The following is a 16,005-nucleotide window of genomic DNA, read 5'->3' as shown; positions in this document are numbered from 1 at the left end:
GGGACCGCGCCATCTGTCACCGCTTTCGGGGGGAACGTGCACATCCTGCTGCCGCCGTCGGAGAAGAAGGCCACCGAGGGGGACGGCCCGCCCCTCGATCTCGCCTCGCTGAGCTTCCCGGAGCTGAACCCGACGCGCAAACGCGTTCTCGCGGCCCTGGCGAAGGCGTGCCGGCGGGCCGACGCCGCGGAGGTGCTCGGCCTTCCGCCCGGCCAGGCCGACGAGGCCGTCGCCCGCAACAAGGCCGTGCGCAAGGCGCCGACCCTGCCGGCGGCGCGGCTCTACACCGGCGTCCTCTACGACAACCTCGACCTGCCCGATCTGGACGCCGAGGCCGCCGCCCGGCAGATCATCGTGTTCTCGGGCCTGTGGGGCGCGCTGAGGCTCACCGACCGCGTCCCGCCCTACCGGCTCGCCATGGGGGTCTCGCTACCTCCTGCGGGAGGACTGGGGGCGTCGTGGCGCCCGGCGATGCGCAAGGCCCTCCGGCTCGGCGACGACCTGGTCGTGGACATGCGGTCCGGGCCGTACGCGTCGGCGTGGAAGGCGCCCGGACCGGCGGTCTCCGTACGGGTGTTCCGGGAGCGGCTCGTGGACGGCGTCGCCAAGCGGACCGTCGTCAGCCACATGGCCAAGGCCACCCGCGGGCGGATCGCCCATGACCTGATCAAGGCGGGCGCCTCTCCGCGCACCCCGGAGGAACTCGTGAAGGCCGTCGCCGGCCTCGGCCACACCGTCGAACTGAACGGCGCCGACCTCGACGTCGTCCTGCACGACTGACGACACGTCCTCGGCACGATTCCAAGCACGCGATAGGGCCCCGGCACTGCCGGGGCCCTATCGTCGACGGGTCTGTGTCGCGGCCGGTCAGTCCAGGTAGTCGCGCAGGACCTGGGAACGGGACGGGTGGCGCAGCTTCGACATGGTCTTGGACTCGATCTGCCGGATGCGCTCCCGGGTCACCCCGTACACCTTGCCGATCTCGTCCAGGGTCTTCGGCTGGCCGTCGGTGAGGCCGAACCGCATCGACACCACGCCCGCCTCGCGCTCGCTGAGCGTGTCGAGGACCGAGTGGAGCTGCTCCTGCAGCAGCGTGAAGCTGACCGCGTCGGCCGGGACGATGGCCTCGGAGTCCTCGATGAGGTCGCCGAACTCGCTGTCGCCGTCCTCACCGAGCGGCGTGTGCAGCGAGATGGGCTCGCGGCCGTACTTCTGGACCTCGACGACCTTCTCCGGGGTCATGTCGAGCTCCTTGGCCAGCTCCTCCGGGGTGGGCTCGCGGCCCAGGTCCTGGAGCATCTGCCGCTGCACGCGCGCCAGCTTGTTGATGACCTCGACCATGTGCACCGGGATGCGGATGGTGCGGGCCTGGTCGGCCATCGCGCGGGTGATCGCCTGCCGGATCCACCAGGTGGCGTACGTGGAGAACTTGTAGCCCTTGGTGTAGTCGAACTTCTCGACCGCGCGGATCAGGCCGAGGTTGCCCTCCTGGATCAGGTCCAGGAACAGCATGCCGCGCCCGGTGTAGCGCTTGGCCAGAGAGACCACCAGGCGGAGGTTGGCCTCCAGCAGGTGGTTCTTGGCGCGGCGGCCGTCCTCGGCGATCCACTCGAAGTCCTCGAGGTCCTCCTCGGACATCGAGGGACCGGAGGCGGCGAGGCGCTCCTCGGCGAACAGGCCGGCCTCGATCCGCTTGGCGAGCTCGACCTCCTGCTCGGCGTTCAGCAGCGGGACCTTGCCGATCTGCTTGAGGTAGTCCTTGACGGGGTCGGCGGTGGCGCCGGCGGCCGCGATCTGCTGCGCGGGCGCGTCCTCGTCGTCGTCGCCGAGGGTGAACCCCTCCTCCTCGGAGGGAGTGTCGCCCTTGCCTGCGGGAGCGGCCTTCGCCGCGGGCGCGGCGGGGGCGGGCTCCTCCTCGGTCTCGGGCTCCTCGACCTCGGCCGTGTCGTCCTCGACGAGTTCGACCTCGAGGTCGGTCAGGTCGGCGTCGAGATCGACGTCCACCTCGTCGTCGACCTCGGGCTCGTCGCCCTTGTCGGCGGGGGCGGCCTTGACGGGCTGGGCGGCGGCCTTCTTCGCCGGCGCGCCCTTCTTCGCCTTGGCGCCCTTGGCCGGCGCGGCCTTCTTCGGCGGCGCGGGCTTGGGAGCCGCCGGGCGCGGCGCGGCGACGGCCTCCTCCGGCGCGTCGTCGCCGACGACGGCCGTCACCGTGTCGGGCTGCTCCTTGGCGGCGGCGGCGGTCTTGGGCCTGCGTGCCGGCGGCGTCGCGCGTTTGCGCGGACGCTTGGGCGCCGCGGAGTCGGCAGCGCTCACCATGACGGTCACACCCTCCTTGCTGAGGCTCCGCAGAATGCTGGAGGCCTTCGACACGGGGATGTCGGCCTCCTCGAACGTACGTCGTACGTCGTCGGCTTCGAGGTAACCCTGGGACCGTCCACGCTCGATCAGTTGCGCGATGACGTGATCGTGCAGATCTGACGCTTTCGAGGTCGAGCTAGCAGGCGACACAAATACCTCTCGAACGAACGTGTGGCTTGGTTGACCCAAGTGCCCTGACGGGCTCGGCCTCACACTGGGTGGGACCACACACGGAGCGGACCTCCCGGTGCGGGACCGCAGCGTACCCGCTCTCTCTGGGTCAAGCATTCTGGCACTGCTGCGCATTCCGCCTTGGAGTCCTACCCGGTAACACTCCACCTTAGAGGGCGCGGGGCGGTCCTTCGAACGTGCCGGACCGTCTCGGCGCCGCCTTCGGCGGGGTTCACTCGGACTTGGGCGGGACGTGCAGGGCAAGCACGGTCACATCGTCTACCTGCTCATACCCGGCAAGCATCCGATCGACCAGGAAGTCGACGAGTCTCTCGGGATCTCCTACCACTTCAGGTGGGGCGTCCGCGGCCACGGCGACAAGCTCCTCCAGCCCGGCGTCCACCCCACGCCTACGGTTCTCCACAAGTCCATCGGAATAGAAGACCACAGTGTTGCCGGTCTCGATGGAAAAACTTGTCTGCTGTCGCTGGCTCGGCCAGCCGAGGGGCGTTCCGGGCTCCCTCGTGCTCACGCGCGCGGGCGTGTCGGGCGAGATCAGCAGGGCCGGCGGGTGGCCCGCGTTGCTGAGCTCCCCCTGCCCCGTCTCGGGGTCGATCACCGCGTAGACGACGGTGGTGAACTGCTCCTCGTCCTCGGTGGCGCTGAACAGCCGGTCGAGGCCGGCCAGGACGGCGGCGGGGCGCGGATCGTTCAGCGCGAGGGCGCGCAGGGCGTTGCGGACGCGGCCCATTCCGGCCGCGGCGAGCACTCCCTTGCCCATGACGTCGCCGCACGCCACGGCGAGCCGGTTGTCGGCGAGGCGGAAGACGTCGTACCAGTCGCCGCCCACCTGCACGTGGCGCGTCGCGGGGTTGTAGCGCGCGGCCAGCGCCATTCCCGGCAGCTGCGGCAGGTCGCTCGGCAGGAGGCTCCGCTGGAGCTCCTCGGCGGTCCGGTGCTCGCGCTCGAACAGCAGGGCCCGCTCCACGGCCAGCGCGCACTGGCCCGCGAGCGCCTCCAGGAAGACCCGCTCCTCCTCGGTGATCTCCCGGGGCCGGGTGAAGGAGAAGCGGAGCGCGCCGATCGGGGCGCCGGCCGCGAGCAGCGGCAGGCCCACCCAGGCGCGCTCCTCCGTGTGCTGGGCGAACAGGTCGCGCTCGCCGTGGCCCAGCTGCAGGCGCAGGCTGTCGGGATGCTCGGCCAGGAACGGCCGGCTCTCGCGCACCGCCACCGACATCACGGTCTGGTCGCTGACCTTGATCCCGTCGCGGGACGGCGGCGGCGTCTCGCTCTCCGCCCCCGGCTGGGACGGGGCCACGATGCTGAGCCGCAGCTTGTCGTCGTCCAGCAGCGCCACGGCGGAGTAGTCGGCGCCGATGGCGGACCGGCCGACCTCGGTGATGACCTGGACGACCTGGGAGACGGTCAGGGCCTCGGCGAGCATGGAGGTGGCCTGCTGGAGGCGCGCGGTGCGCAGCGCCGCCGCCGAAAGCTGCTCGGTCAGCCTGCCGCGCATCTCCTCGGCCTCGCGCTGGCCCGTGACGTCGGTGTTGGCGCCGACCCACTCGATCACCGCGTCGCCCTGCCAGATGGGCACGGCCCGGACGTCGAAGTGCCGGTAGGTGCCGCTCTTGGTGCGGATGCGGTAGTTGGTCTCGAAGACGCGGTTCTCCTCGACGCAGTCGCGCCAGTGCGCCTCGATGCGGGGACGGTCCTCGGGGTGCACGACCGACAGCCAGCCGCCGACCGCGTAGTCGTCCGGCGTCTGGCCGGTGATCGCGCGCCATTCGGGCGCGTCGTCGATCACGCCGCCGGCCGGTGCGGCGACCCACACCACCTGGGCGCTGGCCTCCACGAGCGAGCGGTAGCGCTGCTCCTTGCGGCGGATGACCTCCTCGGCCCTGCGCCGCTCGGTGACGTCCAGCGCGGTCAGGACGACGCCCGGCCGCTCGTCGCCGCCGCCCTTGGCGGGCAGCCACGTGCACGCCAGGATGCGCTCCTCGACGGCGGTGGCCACGCCGGACGGCTCGTCGGACGCCTCCTGCGGGCGGACCGGGACCACGACCTCGAGGCCGCTCACCGGGCGGTCCTCGGCGACCACCTTCCGAAGCGCCGACTCGAACGCCGCCGCCAGCGCCTCGGGCAGCGCCTCCGACGGCCGGCGCTGCTGGAGATCGCGCACGCGGACGCCCAGCAGCGACGCGAGCGCGTCGTTCGCCCGGCGGCACCTCAGATCACGGTCGAAGAACGCCAGCCCTTCGGGGGCTTCCTTCAGCAAGGTCGCGTACAGCGCGGCGTCGGACGCATCCATGGGCTGCCCCTCCACCCCTGAGACGCGGGGATGCGGAACGGACGTCTCGGTGCTCAAGGACAACACCTCCGCCCCAGAGGGTCCCGTACCGCGCGGCAATTATTCATCACTATGAGTGAATGGGAGCAGGTTAACGCTCCCGCCTCCATCACAACACCGGTAGGAGTCAGGTACTCATCATCCCGATGGTTCGCCGCGTACGGAACCCCTGCTGAACATCCTTGTCCCCTCGGCCCCGGACGAACTCGTCGGATTCGGACACCGTCCAGGAAGGGCCTGCGGGGCGGCCCGCTCAGGACGGCAAGAAGGAGATGTTACGGCGTTGATGCGTCACGGGGCGTCAACTCGCCCCGTTCGGCGAGTTCCGCCCTTCCGCCGACCCTGCTCGGCGGCCCTACTTGGAGGCCTTGGCCGCGGCCTTCATCTCCTGCTTGAAGGCCCGCACCTGGGCGAGGGACTCGGGTCCGGTGATGTCGGCCACGGACCGGTGCGACCCGTCCTCGCCGTACACGCCGGCGGCCTCGCGCCAGCCGTCCGGGCGGACGCCGTACTGCTTGCCCAGCAGGGCCAGAAAGATCTGCGCTTTCTGCTTGCCGAAACCCGGGAGGGCGTTCAGCCGCTTGTACAGCTCCTTGCCGCTGTCAACGCCCTTCCACACCTTCTCGGCGTCGCCGTCGTAATGGTCCACGAGGTACTGGCACAGCTGCTGGACGCGCTTGGCCATCGAACCGGGGTAGCGGTGGACGGCCGGTTTCTCCGCCAGGAGCGCCGCGAACCGCTCCGGGTCGTAGGCGGCGATCTCGTCTGCGTCCAGGGCGTCGGAGTCGAGCCGCTGCGAAATGGTGTACGGGCCTGAGAAAGCCCACTCCATCGGGATCTGCTGGTCGAGCAGCATGCCCACCAGCGCGGCCAGCGGGCTGCGTCCCAGCAGCTCGTCGGCCTCGGGACGCTGTGCGAGTTGAACCTTCGTGGCCATGGGCCCAGCTTAGAGCGCCGCCGCGCCCGTCCAGGGCGGTCCTGGAACCGTCTGCGCGGATCCGTTGGGGGCGCCCGGATCTGTCAGAAGTCTTACGGGGGCCGCCGAGCGGTGGCGGGCCCTGGCCGGTGGTGCTCGAATGGGGACGTGAGCGAGGAAGAGCGGACGGAAGGCAGTCCGGTGGGGCGGAGGGTCGTCCTGGGGATGCTCGGCCTCGGCGTGGCGGGGGTCGCCGTGGGGGCATCCGTCCAGGACAGGGTGAGCCGGACCCTGGCGCCGGTCGGGCCGATCGGGGACATCCTGCCGGCCGCCGGCGGATTCCGGTACTACTCGGTCACGTCCAGCGTGAAGCGGCAGAGCGCGGCGACGCATCGTGTGACCGTTTCGGGTCTTGTGGACAAGCCGCAATCGTTCGGGATGGCCGATCTGGCGCGGTTGCCGCAGACGGTGCTCGACAGGGACTTCCAGTGCGTGACGGGCTGGCGGGTACCGGACGTGCGGTGGGTCGGTGTGGCGCTCCCCGATCTGCTGGACGCGGTCGGAGTCTCTCCCAGGGCGAGGGCCGTGCGGTTCACGTCGTTCGACGGGGTCTACACCGAGTCGCTGACGCTGGAGCAGGCGCGCCGCCGGGACGTGCTGGTCGCGACCCAGATGGACGGCAAGCCCGTCACTCACGACCACGGCGGCCCCACACGGCTGTACGTGGCGCCCATGTACGGCTACAAGTCGCTGAAGTGGCTGGGCGGCATCGAGGTGACCGACCGGGTGAAGCCCGGCTACTGGGAGGAACTCGGGTACGACGTGGACGCCTGGGTCGGAAGGTCGAACGGACGCAGCGATGCGCCCACCTGAGCCGTCACCGGCGTGGATCGTCCGGTTCACCCGGGCCGAGCGGTCGATTCACCATGCCACCGCGCTGCTGATGCTGATCTGCCTGCTGACCGCCGGGCTGCTCTACCTGCCGCTGCTGTCCACGCTGGTGGGCCGCAGGGAGATGGTCAAGACGGTCCATGTCTGGTGCGGGTTCGCCCTGCCCGTGCCGATCGTGCTCGGTCTCGTGTCCCGGGCGTTCAGGGCCGACCTCCACCGGTTGAACAGGTTCGTGCCCGCGGACTGGCAGTGGCTCAGGCGCGGCGACCGCAGGGCCGTGCGGGGCGGGCGCGGGATCCTGCCGGTGGGCAAGTTCAACGCGGGCCAGAAGCTGAACGCGGCGTTCACGGCGGGCGCGATCCTCGTCATGCTCGGCACCGGCGAGATCATGACCTTCCCCGGGCCGTGGGGCGACCGGTGGCGTACGGGCTCCACCTTCGTCCACGACTGGCTCTTCCTGGCCGTCCTCGCGGTGACCGCCGGGCACCTGTGGGAGGCGCTGCGGGACCGCCAGGCCCTGACCGGGATGTTGACAGGGCGGGTGGACCCCGACTGGGCCGCACGGCACCACGTGGCCTGGGCCGACGCCGTGAGCGGCTCCCGAGGCGCCGGCGGGAGATCGTCCGCCGCCGGGCCGAGTGCGCAGGTGGAGGGGGAAGCGCCCGCTCCCCGCGGAACGCCCCATGATCCCCGCGGAACGCCCGGTGAACGGGATCCGGATTTTGCGAAACGACCCCCCGGCACGTCTTGACTCGCCCGGGACGCGCGCTGGAGTGTGGCATCGAGGCGGGGTTCTCGCCGAGGCTCCCGTGCCAGGGCCGGTTCGGTGCGTGCTCCGTCTCGCCGGCGGGGCCCCCCGCCGGCAACCCCGTGCGCGGAGGTGTGCGCTGATGCCTGCACTGGCCGATCACCGGAACGAGACACGTGACGCGCTCGCACGAAGGCTGTGCGACGAGTTCGCGTCCTTCCCCTCGGACGCGGTGCACCGGTGTGTAGCCGACGTCCAGGCGTGCATGGCCCATCTCGGCCTGGACGCCACGCCGGCCAGAGTCGAGCGGATGGCCCGGGAGCAGCTCACCGGGATCCTGAAGTCGCAGCCGCCCTCCGGGCGCGCGCCCGCCGGCGGCGCGGGCGGCGCCGACGGTTGACCGGCAGGTCGCCCATGCGGGCGGCGTGTGCGGCGGGTGGCGGCCCATTCCGGTCTTCGCCGGTGTCCCGGCCACCGTCCGCCCCGGATCTGAGACGCTAGAGGTGTGAGTCCCCGCAGCCGCAACCGCCCCTCGGGGGACCCGCCCCGGGACGGCCCGAAGCACCCGGACGAGGTCTCGGCGATTTTCGACGGCATGCTCCAGCACGCTCGCGAACTGCTGGCGGTGCGCAGCCCCCTGGACGCGGAGCTCATCATCAGCGAGATCCTCGGCTCCTGGTGGGGGCAGCGCGTCCCGGACGGCGACGTGGAGGAGGTCATCGGCGAGGCGCTGGTCGACCATGCGGCGGCCGCGGCCACGCCGGCCGCGCTGGCACTGCTCACCGGGATCGCCTACATGGGCACCCCGCGCCAGGCCGCCAAGGCGGAACGCGCGGCGCTGCAACTGATGGCCGACGGCGTCGCCAGACCCGGCTGGGCCGACCGTGTCGGGATGGTCGAGCCGGAGGCGTGCTTCGCCTCCAGGGACGTCTACGGCGACCAGGACTCCGTCATCTGCACCTACACCTACGGGGGCGCCGAGCGCCACGCCCTGATCATCCTGGTCGACCGCAACAGGGCCGGGGTGGTCCAGTCGCGCGGCGGCCCGTCCGCGCCCGCCGCGCGTGCGGGGCGGCCGCCGGCGAGCGGGATGGTCCGGGACGCGTGGGTCTCCTCGCGGGTCGACAGGCTTCTCGACCACTGCCGCCGCGAAGGCCGCGAGAACCCGCTGATGCGGTTCGAGGAGCTCGACCCGCGCGACACCAAGGCGTTGCTGCAAAGCGCCCTGGACCTCACCGACGAGACCGTCGATCCGCCGGTGAACGAGAGCTTCGGCTCCTACCACGCGTTCGTGCGCGCGCGGGTGGACATCCTCCCGCCGGGCGGCCGCCTGCCCCAGCCTCCGGTGTACGGGCGCGACAGGCGCGCCACGATCGCCACGCGGTTCCTCGCCTCGGACGAGGCGGCGGAGCTGTCGGACCTCGCCGCGGCGATCCGGTGCGTCGACCGGATCATCGACTACGGCTGCACGCACGACTTCGGGCGGCCCCTGCGCGTCAGCCCGGTCAAATGCGAGATGTTCCTGCTCGACTGGCTGCCGCGCAAGGTTCTGCTGTCCCCGTCGGAACAGGAGGCGGTCCCCCACGTGCTGGCGGCGTGGGTCCGCTGGGCGGGGCGGCGCACGGGGCTGCCGGAAGAGGGCATCAGGGCGACCCTGGACGCCCTCTGGGACGCCACCGCGCAGTTCTCCGCGGCCTACCGCGATCCGGCCGCCTTCGGCCTCGACCCCGGACTGGTCGCCCGGCTGCTGCCCGACGGCGATCTGGAGGCCCTCCCCCGCCGCGCGTTCGCCCTCCCGTTCCTGTCGGGCACGCACAGGCGGACGGGGCGGCACGGCTTCGTCGACCTGTCGGAACTCGACCCGGCCGACCCCGGCGACCGCCGCGTCCTGCTGGAGTTCGAGCATCCGGGCGGCGGCGAGGAGCACCTCGACGCGCACGCGCGCCTCGCGGCGATGCTGTGGGACGGCGAGCCGCCGAGCCTGTGGGACACCGCCCAGTCGCTGCTGGACGTCGGCTACGAACGGCATGAGATCCTGCACAAACTCATCGGCGTCCTCGACCGCTGCGGGGACGATCCGGAAGCCCTCCGGGAGGCGCTGCGTGTGCTTCGTCACGAACCGCCGCCCGACTGAACTCCTGGTTTGCGCGTCGCGCTCCCGGCGACAATCATCGGGTCCCGGGCGCGGTCTCGCGGGGGTCGGCACCGGCCCTTGGTCGTAGGGAGTGATCTTGTTGGAGTGGTCCGAGTTCGCCCGGCGGCTGGGACGCGAGCTGGCGGGGCTCGAACGGGACACGATCCTGATCGTGCGCGAACGCGATGAGAGCCGTCACTACGTCCAGGCCATGCGCGAGCCCGACCGGCTCTACGCCGAGGCCGTCAGCAACAACTTCCTCGAAGGGCCCCTCCTGCTCACCCTGGCCGACGAGGAGGTCATGAGCGAGGCCGGCTGGCGCCCGCCCGCCGAGCCCGCGCCGCGCAACTGGTGGACGGAGCTGCCGGAGGCGGGCGTCCCCGGCGGGATGCTGAGCGTGACCGAGCGCGACTTCGCACGGCTCGCCGACGTGATGGTCACGGCGCTCCGGGACGTCCAGGGCGTCCGGCGCCCGTCCGACCTCGTGTACGAGTCGTTCCACCGGCACGGGTCCGGCCTCATCGAACTGGTCGACTTCGGTATCGAGGTCGCCGACCCGTCGCGCGTCAGCAAGCGCCGCGCGTCCTCGGAGGGCGTCCACTTCGGCGCCGACGCCCTTCCCGCCGACCCGCTGCCCGCCGACCCGCTCCCGGCCGGCTCCCCGCCCGGCGGCGACTCCCTCGCGGGGACGCGGCTGCCGCTGCCGGAGCACGCGCTGCCCGGCATGGACGCGGAACTGCTCGAACCCCGCCTGGCCGAGGCCAAGGCCAACGGCGACAACACCGCCTACTTCCGGCTCCTGGAGAACGCCGACCTGGTCCTCCCCGCGACCGCCTCCGCCGTGGAGGACCCCGACCGCGCCGAGTTCCCCACCGTCACCATCGGCAGCGGCACCTACGTCACGGTGTTCACCTCGCCCGGGGCCCTGGCCCGCACCGGCGAGCGGCACCCGGGCCTGTACCGGCGCACCTCGTTCGCCCGCCTGGCGGCCGGCTGGCCCGATCCGGCATGGCGCCTGGCCATCAACTGGGGCCTGCCCAGCGAGGTCCTGCTCGACTCCTCCGTCATCGGCCGGTTGCAGGGCGGCCAGGGCGAGCCGCCCACGCCCGTGCAGGACGAGCCCAACCCGTACGGGACGGTCGACCCCAACGCGCTCGCCGGGCCGAACCCCGTGGTCGGTGGATCCGCCCCCTCGGTCAACGGTTCGGCGCACGGCTTCCCCGGGCCGGGCGTGCCGGCACCGGGTGAGGCGGCCCCGGGCGGAGCGGTGCCGGGCGAGGGCGCCCCGGCGGCGGACGTTCCGCGCGACGACTCCCACACGGCCGTCGACCCGTACACGGCCGCCGACCTTCGGGCGGCTCTCGAGGCCGGTGTCCCGCCGACGGCACCGGAACCGGAACCGGCGTCGCCTCTCGGCGCGCCGACCGGGAGCCCTCCCGACCGGCCCGCGCGCCAGGCGCCCCCTCCGGACGAGCGCCCCGCCGGGGTCCCGCTCCGGCCCCCGCACGGGACGCGTCTCTGGCGCGCGGCGGGCGAGGGCGACCAGGCCCCGGTCGCCGTCTACGACGCCATCGGCGGCGTCTGGACACCGGTGCGGGCCGACGCGGTTCCCTCTCCCTGGAGCGAGTGACGCGCCCTTCGGCTACCGTCGAGTACGGAATCCCGCCCCGCACGTGAAAGTGGATCCCCAGTGGACTGGAACGACTTCGCCAAACGGCTGACACTGGAGCTTTCACGGCTGCCGGTCACGTCGTTCCTCATCGTGCAAGGTCCGAGCGGGCTCCCCTACGTCCAGGCGATGCGCTCCGAGGGGACGCTCGACGCCGAGGCCGTCGGTAGCGCGTTCCTGCCCCGCCCGCTCGCGTCGCGGCAGGAGCGCAGGCTGAGGGCGCTCGGTTGGGAGCCGCCGGACGAGGAGGACCGCAAGAACTGGTGGGACCGCCTCACCTTCCGCGAGCGCGGCGGCCGTCGCGGCTCCTCGGAGCTGCTGGAGGCGTGCGCCCTGCTCGCGGGGCAGATGACGGGCGCGTTCCGCGACGTGTACGGCATCGAGTCGCCGCTCGAACTCGTCTACCAGGCGAGCAGGTCGGGCCCCGGAGGCGGGCCCTTGGCGCTGCCCGGGCTCGGCATCCCGCTCGCCGTGCCGGAGGACGAACGCGCCGCCCAGACCTCGGCGCGCCAGGAGCGCCCCTCCGGGTCCACTCTGGAGGCGGCCCTGGCCGAGGCCCGCGAGCGCGGCGACCAGCATGGCTACCTGGAACTGCTGGCGCGCGCGGTGCTGTACCTGCCCGCGCCCGGCGACCCGGAGGCCGCCGAGCACCAGTTCGCCACGGCGCAGTTCGGCGACGGCACGTTCGTCCTCGCGTTCACCTCGCCGGAGGCGATGGACCGCTCACTCCAGGGGCAGGCGGTCCACCACCGGCGGGCCTCGCTGGCGGAGCTGTCGCGGCGGTGGCCGCATCCGGAATGGCAGCTCGCCGTGAACCCCGGCCTGCCGAGCGCGTGCTACCTGGACGCGAACGCGCTCCTCGAGCCCGAGGAGCCCGGCGCGCCCACGCCGCCGGTCCCGACCGACGTCCACGTGGCCGGCCCGTCGCGCCGCGGCTCGCGCAAGCCCGCTTCCCGGGCCGGAGCCCGGGGCGCCCCGCCGGCCGCCTCGCCCGCCGAGCCGCCCGCAGCCGCGACCGGTTCCCCCACCGCCGCTCCGGCAGGCGCCCGGCAGGCGCCCAAACCGCCTCAGCGCCCGGAACCGGCGCGCCACCGGACCGAGGCACCCTCGGCCGCCCCCGCCCCCTCACGGGCGAGCACAGCGCCTCCGGGCGGCCCGCCCGCGCCGCCGGTCCACGCCCCCGCGCAGCGCCGACCGGCTCCCGCGCAGGCTCCTCCCGCTCCTCCGCCGCCGCGGCGCCCCGAGGCCCCGGCCGCCGGGCACGCCCCCGTGACCAGGGAGACGCCGGTCACCAGGGAAACTCCGGTCACCAGGGAGGCGGCGGTCGCGAGGGAGGCCTCGGTCACCCGGGAGGCTCCGGTCGTCCGGGAGGCGCCGGCGGCTCCGGAGACTCCGGCGGACCCGCGTGGGCGGCCCGGGCGGAAGCCGCCCGTCCCGCCGAACCCTGCTCGCGAGACGCCGAGCGACCCCCACGGCCTTCCCGCGGCGCCGCTCTACGGCCAGCGGGAGCGGGCACGGGCCGACACCCGGCAGCAGAACGTCCCGGCCGCCGCGCGTGCCGACACGCGGACCCGCGCGGAGAGGACGCCGAGCATCGTCGAACGCGGGGCCCGGTCCGCGCCTGAGGCCGGGCCGGCGACACGACCGCAGATGCCCGCCGACGCGTCCCAGGTCGTGGTGATGCAGAAGGCCGTGCGGCCCGAGCATGTGCAGCACTATCTGGAAGGCGGCTACGACCTGGTCGCCGGCTACGTCCACCGCTTCCAGGACGTCCAGGAGCTGAAGAGCCCCGCCGCGCTGATCCGGGCCCTGGGGCTGGTGTACGAGGGGTCGCCGTTCGCGCCCGCGGACGAGCAGATCTTCGTGATCCGGTGGCCGGCCGTGAAGCCCGCGCTGTTCCGCCGCCCGCTGGGCGGCATCGACGAGTGGAGCATGGGCATCATCCCGGGCGGCTGGGTGATCGAGAAGGCGCCGTTCCCGGGCTCGGGGTACGCGCCGGGCGACGGGCCCGCGATCCCCGAGTTCAAGATCGAGAGCCAGCGCCTGCCGCACGGGGCCGAGATGTACCGGCTCGACGCGCACGGCAGGGAGACCCTCGTGGCGGGATACGACGCCGATCTGCGCAGGTGGCTCGTGAAGCTGCCGGGAGGGCGCGGATGAGCGTCCGGCAGGGCTACTACGCGGGCTGGCGCGGCGCCGAGTACGAGGCGAGCCCGGACGGCGACAAGGTGCGCCTCTACGCCGCGCGGCAGGTGGAGGGGTTCCTCCAGGTCTCCCCGGACCGGTACGTCAAGGTGGTGCCCCTGACGGACGTCGACGGCCTCCGGTACGTGACCACCCAATGCACGTGGCGCGGCGAGCCGTTCGTGGTCCTCGGCGAGCACGAGGGCTGGTTGCGCGTGGAGTACAGCGGCGGCAAGGCGCCGGTGGCGGAGCGGCTCGGCCTGGAGCCGTTCGACCGGGGCGTGTACCAGGCATGGGCGTCCAAGCACGAGGTCGAGGACCTGCGCGAGGAGACCGTCTGAGCACGGGGATCGGTGGTGGGGCATGACGGTCATCGACATCAACGCCGACCTCGGCGAGGGGTTCGGCGTCTGGAAGCTGGGTGACGACTCGGCGCTGCTCGACGTCATCACGAGCGCGAACGTGGCGTGCGGGTTCCACGCGGGCGACCCGCTGATCATGCGCCGGGTGTGCGCGGCCGCCGTCGAGCGCGGGGTGACGATCGGCGCGCAGGTCTCCTACTGGGACCTCGCCGGGTTCGGCCGCCGCGAGATGGACGTGGCCGCGCCGGAGCTGACCGCCGAGGTGCTGTACCAGCTCGCGGCGCTGGACGGCATCGCGCGGGCGGAAGGCGGGCGGGTGGCCTACGTGAAGCCGCACGGGGCCCTCTACAACAGGGTCGCGCGCGACCCCGTCCAGGCGCGCGCGGTGGCCGACGCCGTGCGGGCGTACGACCCGTCGCTCCCCCTGCTCACGCTCCCTGCCTCCGCCGTGCACGACGTCGCCGACGGGCTCACCGTCGTCGCCGAGTGCTTCGCCGACCGCGCCTACACGCCGTCCGGCGCGCTCGTGTCGCGCCGCGAGCCGGGGGCGGTCGTCCACGACCCGGACGCGGTCGTGCGGCGGGCGGTGCAGATGGCGGTGGGCGGCAGCGTCGTCGCCGCGGACGGCACCGAGGTCCCGCTGAAGGCGCGTTCCATCTGCGTGCACGGCGACACCCCGGGCGCGGTCGACCTCGCCAAGGCCGTCCGGTCCGCACTGTCCGACGCGGGCGTCATCCTGGAGTCGTTCGCGTGAACGTGCGGCGGGCCGGCGAGACCGCCTTGCTCGTGGAGACGGGCGACCTGGCGACCGCCCACCGCCTGCACGCCGCCCTCAGGGGCGCGCCGCCGCCCGGCGTCGTGGACGTCGTCCCCGGGGAGCGGACCGTCCTGGTGGTCGCGGCCCCCTCCGCCGACCTGGGACGCCTGGCCGCCCTCATTCCGCGACTGCGCCTGGCCGACGGCGCGGCGGGCGACGCCGGGCCGGTGGAGATCCCCGTCGTCTACGACGGGGAGGACCTCGACGAGGTCGCCTCCCTGACCGGACTGTCGCGCGAGGAGGTCGTCCGGCGGCACTCCGCGGGCTCGTACACGGTCGCCTACCTCGGCTTCTCCCCCGGCTTCGGCTACCTGACGGGGCTGGATCCGGCGCTGCACGTGGCGCGGCGCGCGACGCCGCGGAAGGCGGTCCCGGCCGGTTCGGTCGCGGTGGCAGGCCCCTACGCGGCCGTGTACCCCTCCCGGTCGCCGGGCGGGTGGCGGCTGCTCGGGCGCAGCCGCCTGCCGCTGTGGGACGTGTCGCGCGATCCGCCGTCGCTGCTCCGGCCGGGGGCGCGGGTCCGGTTCGTCCCCGAGGAGATTTCTTGATCGAGGTCGTGCGGCCCGGGCCGCTCGCGACCGTCCAGGATCTCGGCAGGCCGGGCCGCGCGCATCTCGGCGTCCCCCGCTCCGGTGCCGCGGACCAGCGCGCGTTCCGGCTCGCCAACCGGCTGGTGGGCAATCCCGAGGGCGCGGCGGGCGTGGAGTTCACGTTCGGCGGGGCGGTCCTGCGGTTTCACGCGCGCGCCTGGATCGCGGTGACCGGCGCTCCGGTGCCGCTGCGGGTCGACGGCCGCGCTCACGGGATGAACGCGCCCTGCTTCGTGTCGGCCGGCGCCCTCGTCGAGCTCGGCACGCCCGGCTCCGGGCTCCGCAGCTACGTCGCCGTGCGAGGCGGCGTCGCCGTGGACGAGGTGCTGGGGAGCCGGTCGACCGACCTCCTGTCCGGCCTCGGGCCGTCGCCGCTCGCGCCGGGTGACCGCCTGCCGGTCGGTTCCGCCAAGGGCTTGGGACACATCAATGTGGACGTAGCGCCGACGGCGCCCTTGCCGGAGACACCGATCCTGCGCATCCTGCCCGGCCCGCGCGACGACTGGTTCACCCGCACCGCGTTGGCCACGCTCACGTCCATGCCCTACGAGGTGACGCCAGATAGCAATCGCGTAGGAGTACGGCTGAACGGCCCACCGCTCGAACGGGCGCGCTCGGGCGAACTCGGCAGCGAGGGCGTGGTCATCGGTTCTCTCCAGGTGCCGCCCAGCGGGCTGCCCATCATCTTCCTGGCCGACCATCCGACCACCGGCGGCTACCCCGTGGTCGCCGTGCTCGCCTCGGCCGCCGTGGCCGCGGCCGCGCAGCTGCGCCCCGGCCAGAGCCTCCGCTTCCGGCTGTAGCCGGCGGCCCGG

The 16,005-nt window shown here is 73.3% G+C and carries 14 protein-coding genes; 11 read left to right on the top strand and 3 right to left on the bottom strand.

What is annotated here, in order from left to right; all coding sequences use genetic code 11:
• Positions 1-36: 36 nt before the first annotated feature.
• Positions 37-780: a YaaA family protein gene (locus K4S16_RS28515; RefSeq protein WP_149262139.1), complete on the top strand. Its 744-nt coding sequence runs from the start codon at positions 37-39 to the stop codon at positions 778-780.
• Between the two features lie 87 nt (positions 781-867).
• On the opposite strand, the gene K4S16_RS28510 is transcribed toward K4S16_RS28515, so the two are convergent.
• The 3 genes from K4S16_RS28510 to K4S16_RS28500 form a co-directional block, all read right to left on the bottom strand.
• Entirely contained in the window at positions 868-2,508 is a 1,641-nt protein-coding gene (locus tag K4S16_RS28510; protein WP_149262138.1) for an RNA polymerase sigma factor, read from the bottom strand.
• 253 nt (positions 2,509-2,761) lie between these two features.
• Positions 2,762-4,840, bottom strand: a complete 2,079-nt coding sequence (locus K4S16_RS28505; protein WP_200842175.1) for a SpoIIE family protein phosphatase — start codon at positions 4,838-4,840, stop codon at positions 2,762-2,764.
• 394 nt (positions 4,841-5,234) lie between these two features.
• A complete protein-coding gene (locus tag K4S16_RS28500) occupies positions 5,235-5,816 on the bottom strand; it encodes an HhH-GPD-type base excision DNA repair protein (RefSeq protein ID WP_149262136.1) in 582 nt (193 codons plus the stop codon).
• Between the two features lie 147 nt (positions 5,817-5,963).
• Between K4S16_RS28500 and K4S16_RS28495 the strand changes: the two genes are divergently transcribed.
• From K4S16_RS28495 to K4S16_RS28445, 10 genes are all read left to right on the top strand, one after another.
• A complete protein-coding gene (locus K4S16_RS28495; protein ID WP_200842174.1) occupies positions 5,964-6,668 on the top strand; it encodes a molybdopterin-dependent oxidoreductase in 705 nt (234 codons plus the stop codon).
• Entirely contained in the window at positions 6,655-7,437 is a 783-nt protein-coding gene (locus K4S16_RS28490; protein ID WP_149262135.1) for a cytochrome b/b6 domain-containing protein, read from the top strand. Before K4S16_RS28495 ends, K4S16_RS28490 begins: the two co-directional genes overlap by 14 nt.
• Positions 7,438-7,576: 139 nt before the next feature.
• Positions 7,577-7,834 carry a hypothetical protein gene (locus K4S16_RS28485; protein ID WP_149262134.1) on the top strand — a complete coding sequence of 86 codons (258 nt, stop codon included), beginning with the start codon at positions 7,577-7,579 and terminating at the stop codon, positions 7,832-7,834.
• Between the two features lie 195 nt (positions 7,835-8,029).
• Positions 8,030-9,568: a hypothetical protein gene (locus K4S16_RS28480; RefSeq protein WP_200842195.1), complete on the top strand. Its 1,539-nt coding sequence runs from the start codon at positions 8,030-8,032 to the stop codon at positions 9,566-9,568.
• 97 nt (positions 9,569-9,665) lie between these two features.
• Complete coding sequence (locus tag K4S16_RS45940; RefSeq protein ID WP_235037124.1) at positions 9,666-11,198, top strand: SseB family protein; 1,533 nt, start codon at positions 9,666-9,668, stop codon at positions 11,196-11,198.
• A 60-nt stretch (positions 11,199-11,258) separates the two neighbouring features.
• Positions 11,259-13,397 carry an SseB family protein gene (locus K4S16_RS28465; RefSeq protein WP_149262132.1) on the top strand — a complete coding sequence of 713 codons (2,139 nt, stop codon included), beginning with the start codon at positions 11,259-11,261 and terminating at the stop codon, positions 13,395-13,397.
• Positions 13,394-13,762: a hypothetical protein gene (locus K4S16_RS28460; RefSeq protein ID WP_149262131.1), complete on the top strand. Its 369-nt coding sequence runs from the start codon at positions 13,394-13,396 to the stop codon at positions 13,760-13,762. The genes K4S16_RS28465 and K4S16_RS28460 overlap by 4 nt, the downstream gene beginning before the upstream one ends.
• A gap of 22 nt (positions 13,763-13,784) precedes the next feature.
• Positions 13,785-14,537, top strand: coding sequence for a LamB/YcsF family protein (locus K4S16_RS28455; RefSeq protein WP_149262130.1), 753 nt, complete (start codon positions 13,785-13,787; stop codon positions 14,535-14,537).
• Positions 14,534-15,148, top strand: a complete 615-nt coding sequence (gene pxpB / locus K4S16_RS28450) for a 5-oxoprolinase subunit PxpB (RefSeq protein WP_149262129.1) — start codon at positions 14,534-14,536, stop codon at positions 15,146-15,148. The genes K4S16_RS28455 and pxpB overlap by 4 nt, the downstream gene beginning before the upstream one ends.
• The gene (locus K4S16_RS28445) at positions 15,145-15,993 is read left to right on the top strand and encodes a biotin-dependent carboxyltransferase family protein (RefSeq protein WP_149262128.1); all 849 of its coding nucleotides are present in this window, start codon (positions 15,145-15,147) and stop codon (positions 15,991-15,993) included. The genes pxpB and K4S16_RS28445 overlap by 4 nt, the downstream gene beginning before the upstream one ends.
• Positions 15,994-16,005 lie beyond the last annotated feature (12 nt).

Source organism: Actinomadura sp. K4S16, from assembly GCF_008327685.1.
Taxonomy (GTDB): Bacteria; Actinomycetota; Actinomycetes; order Streptosporangiales; family Streptosporangiaceae; genus Spirillospora.
This window is presented reverse-complemented; position numbering and strand designations above follow the sequence as displayed.

Coding starts and splice junctions, on each gene's coding strand:
- K4S16_RS28505 (WP_200842175.1), bottom strand. CDS start 4,840: ATGGATGCGTCCGACGCCGCGCTGTACGCGACCTTGCTGAAGGAAGCC.
- K4S16_RS28500 (WP_149262136.1), bottom strand. CDS start 5,816: ATGGCCACGAAGGTTCAACTCGCACAGCGTCCCGAGGCCGACGAGCTG.
- K4S16_RS28490 (WP_149262135.1), top strand. CDS start 6,655: ATGCGCCCACCTGAGCCGTCACCGGCGTGGATCGTCCGGTTCACCCGG.
- K4S16_RS28485 (WP_149262134.1), top strand. CDS start 7,577: ATGCCTGCACTGGCCGATCACCGGAACGAGACACGTGACGCGCTCGCA.
- K4S16_RS28480 (WP_200842195.1), top strand. CDS start 8,030: ATGCTCCAGCACGCTCGCGAACTGCTGGCGGTGCGCAGCCCCCTGGAC.
- K4S16_RS28460 (WP_149262131.1), top strand. CDS start 13,394: ATGAGCGTCCGGCAGGGCTACTACGCGGGCTGGCGCGGCGCCGAGTAC.
- K4S16_RS28455 (WP_149262130.1), top strand. CDS start 13,785: ATGACGGTCATCGACATCAACGCCGACCTCGGCGAGGGGTTCGGCGTC.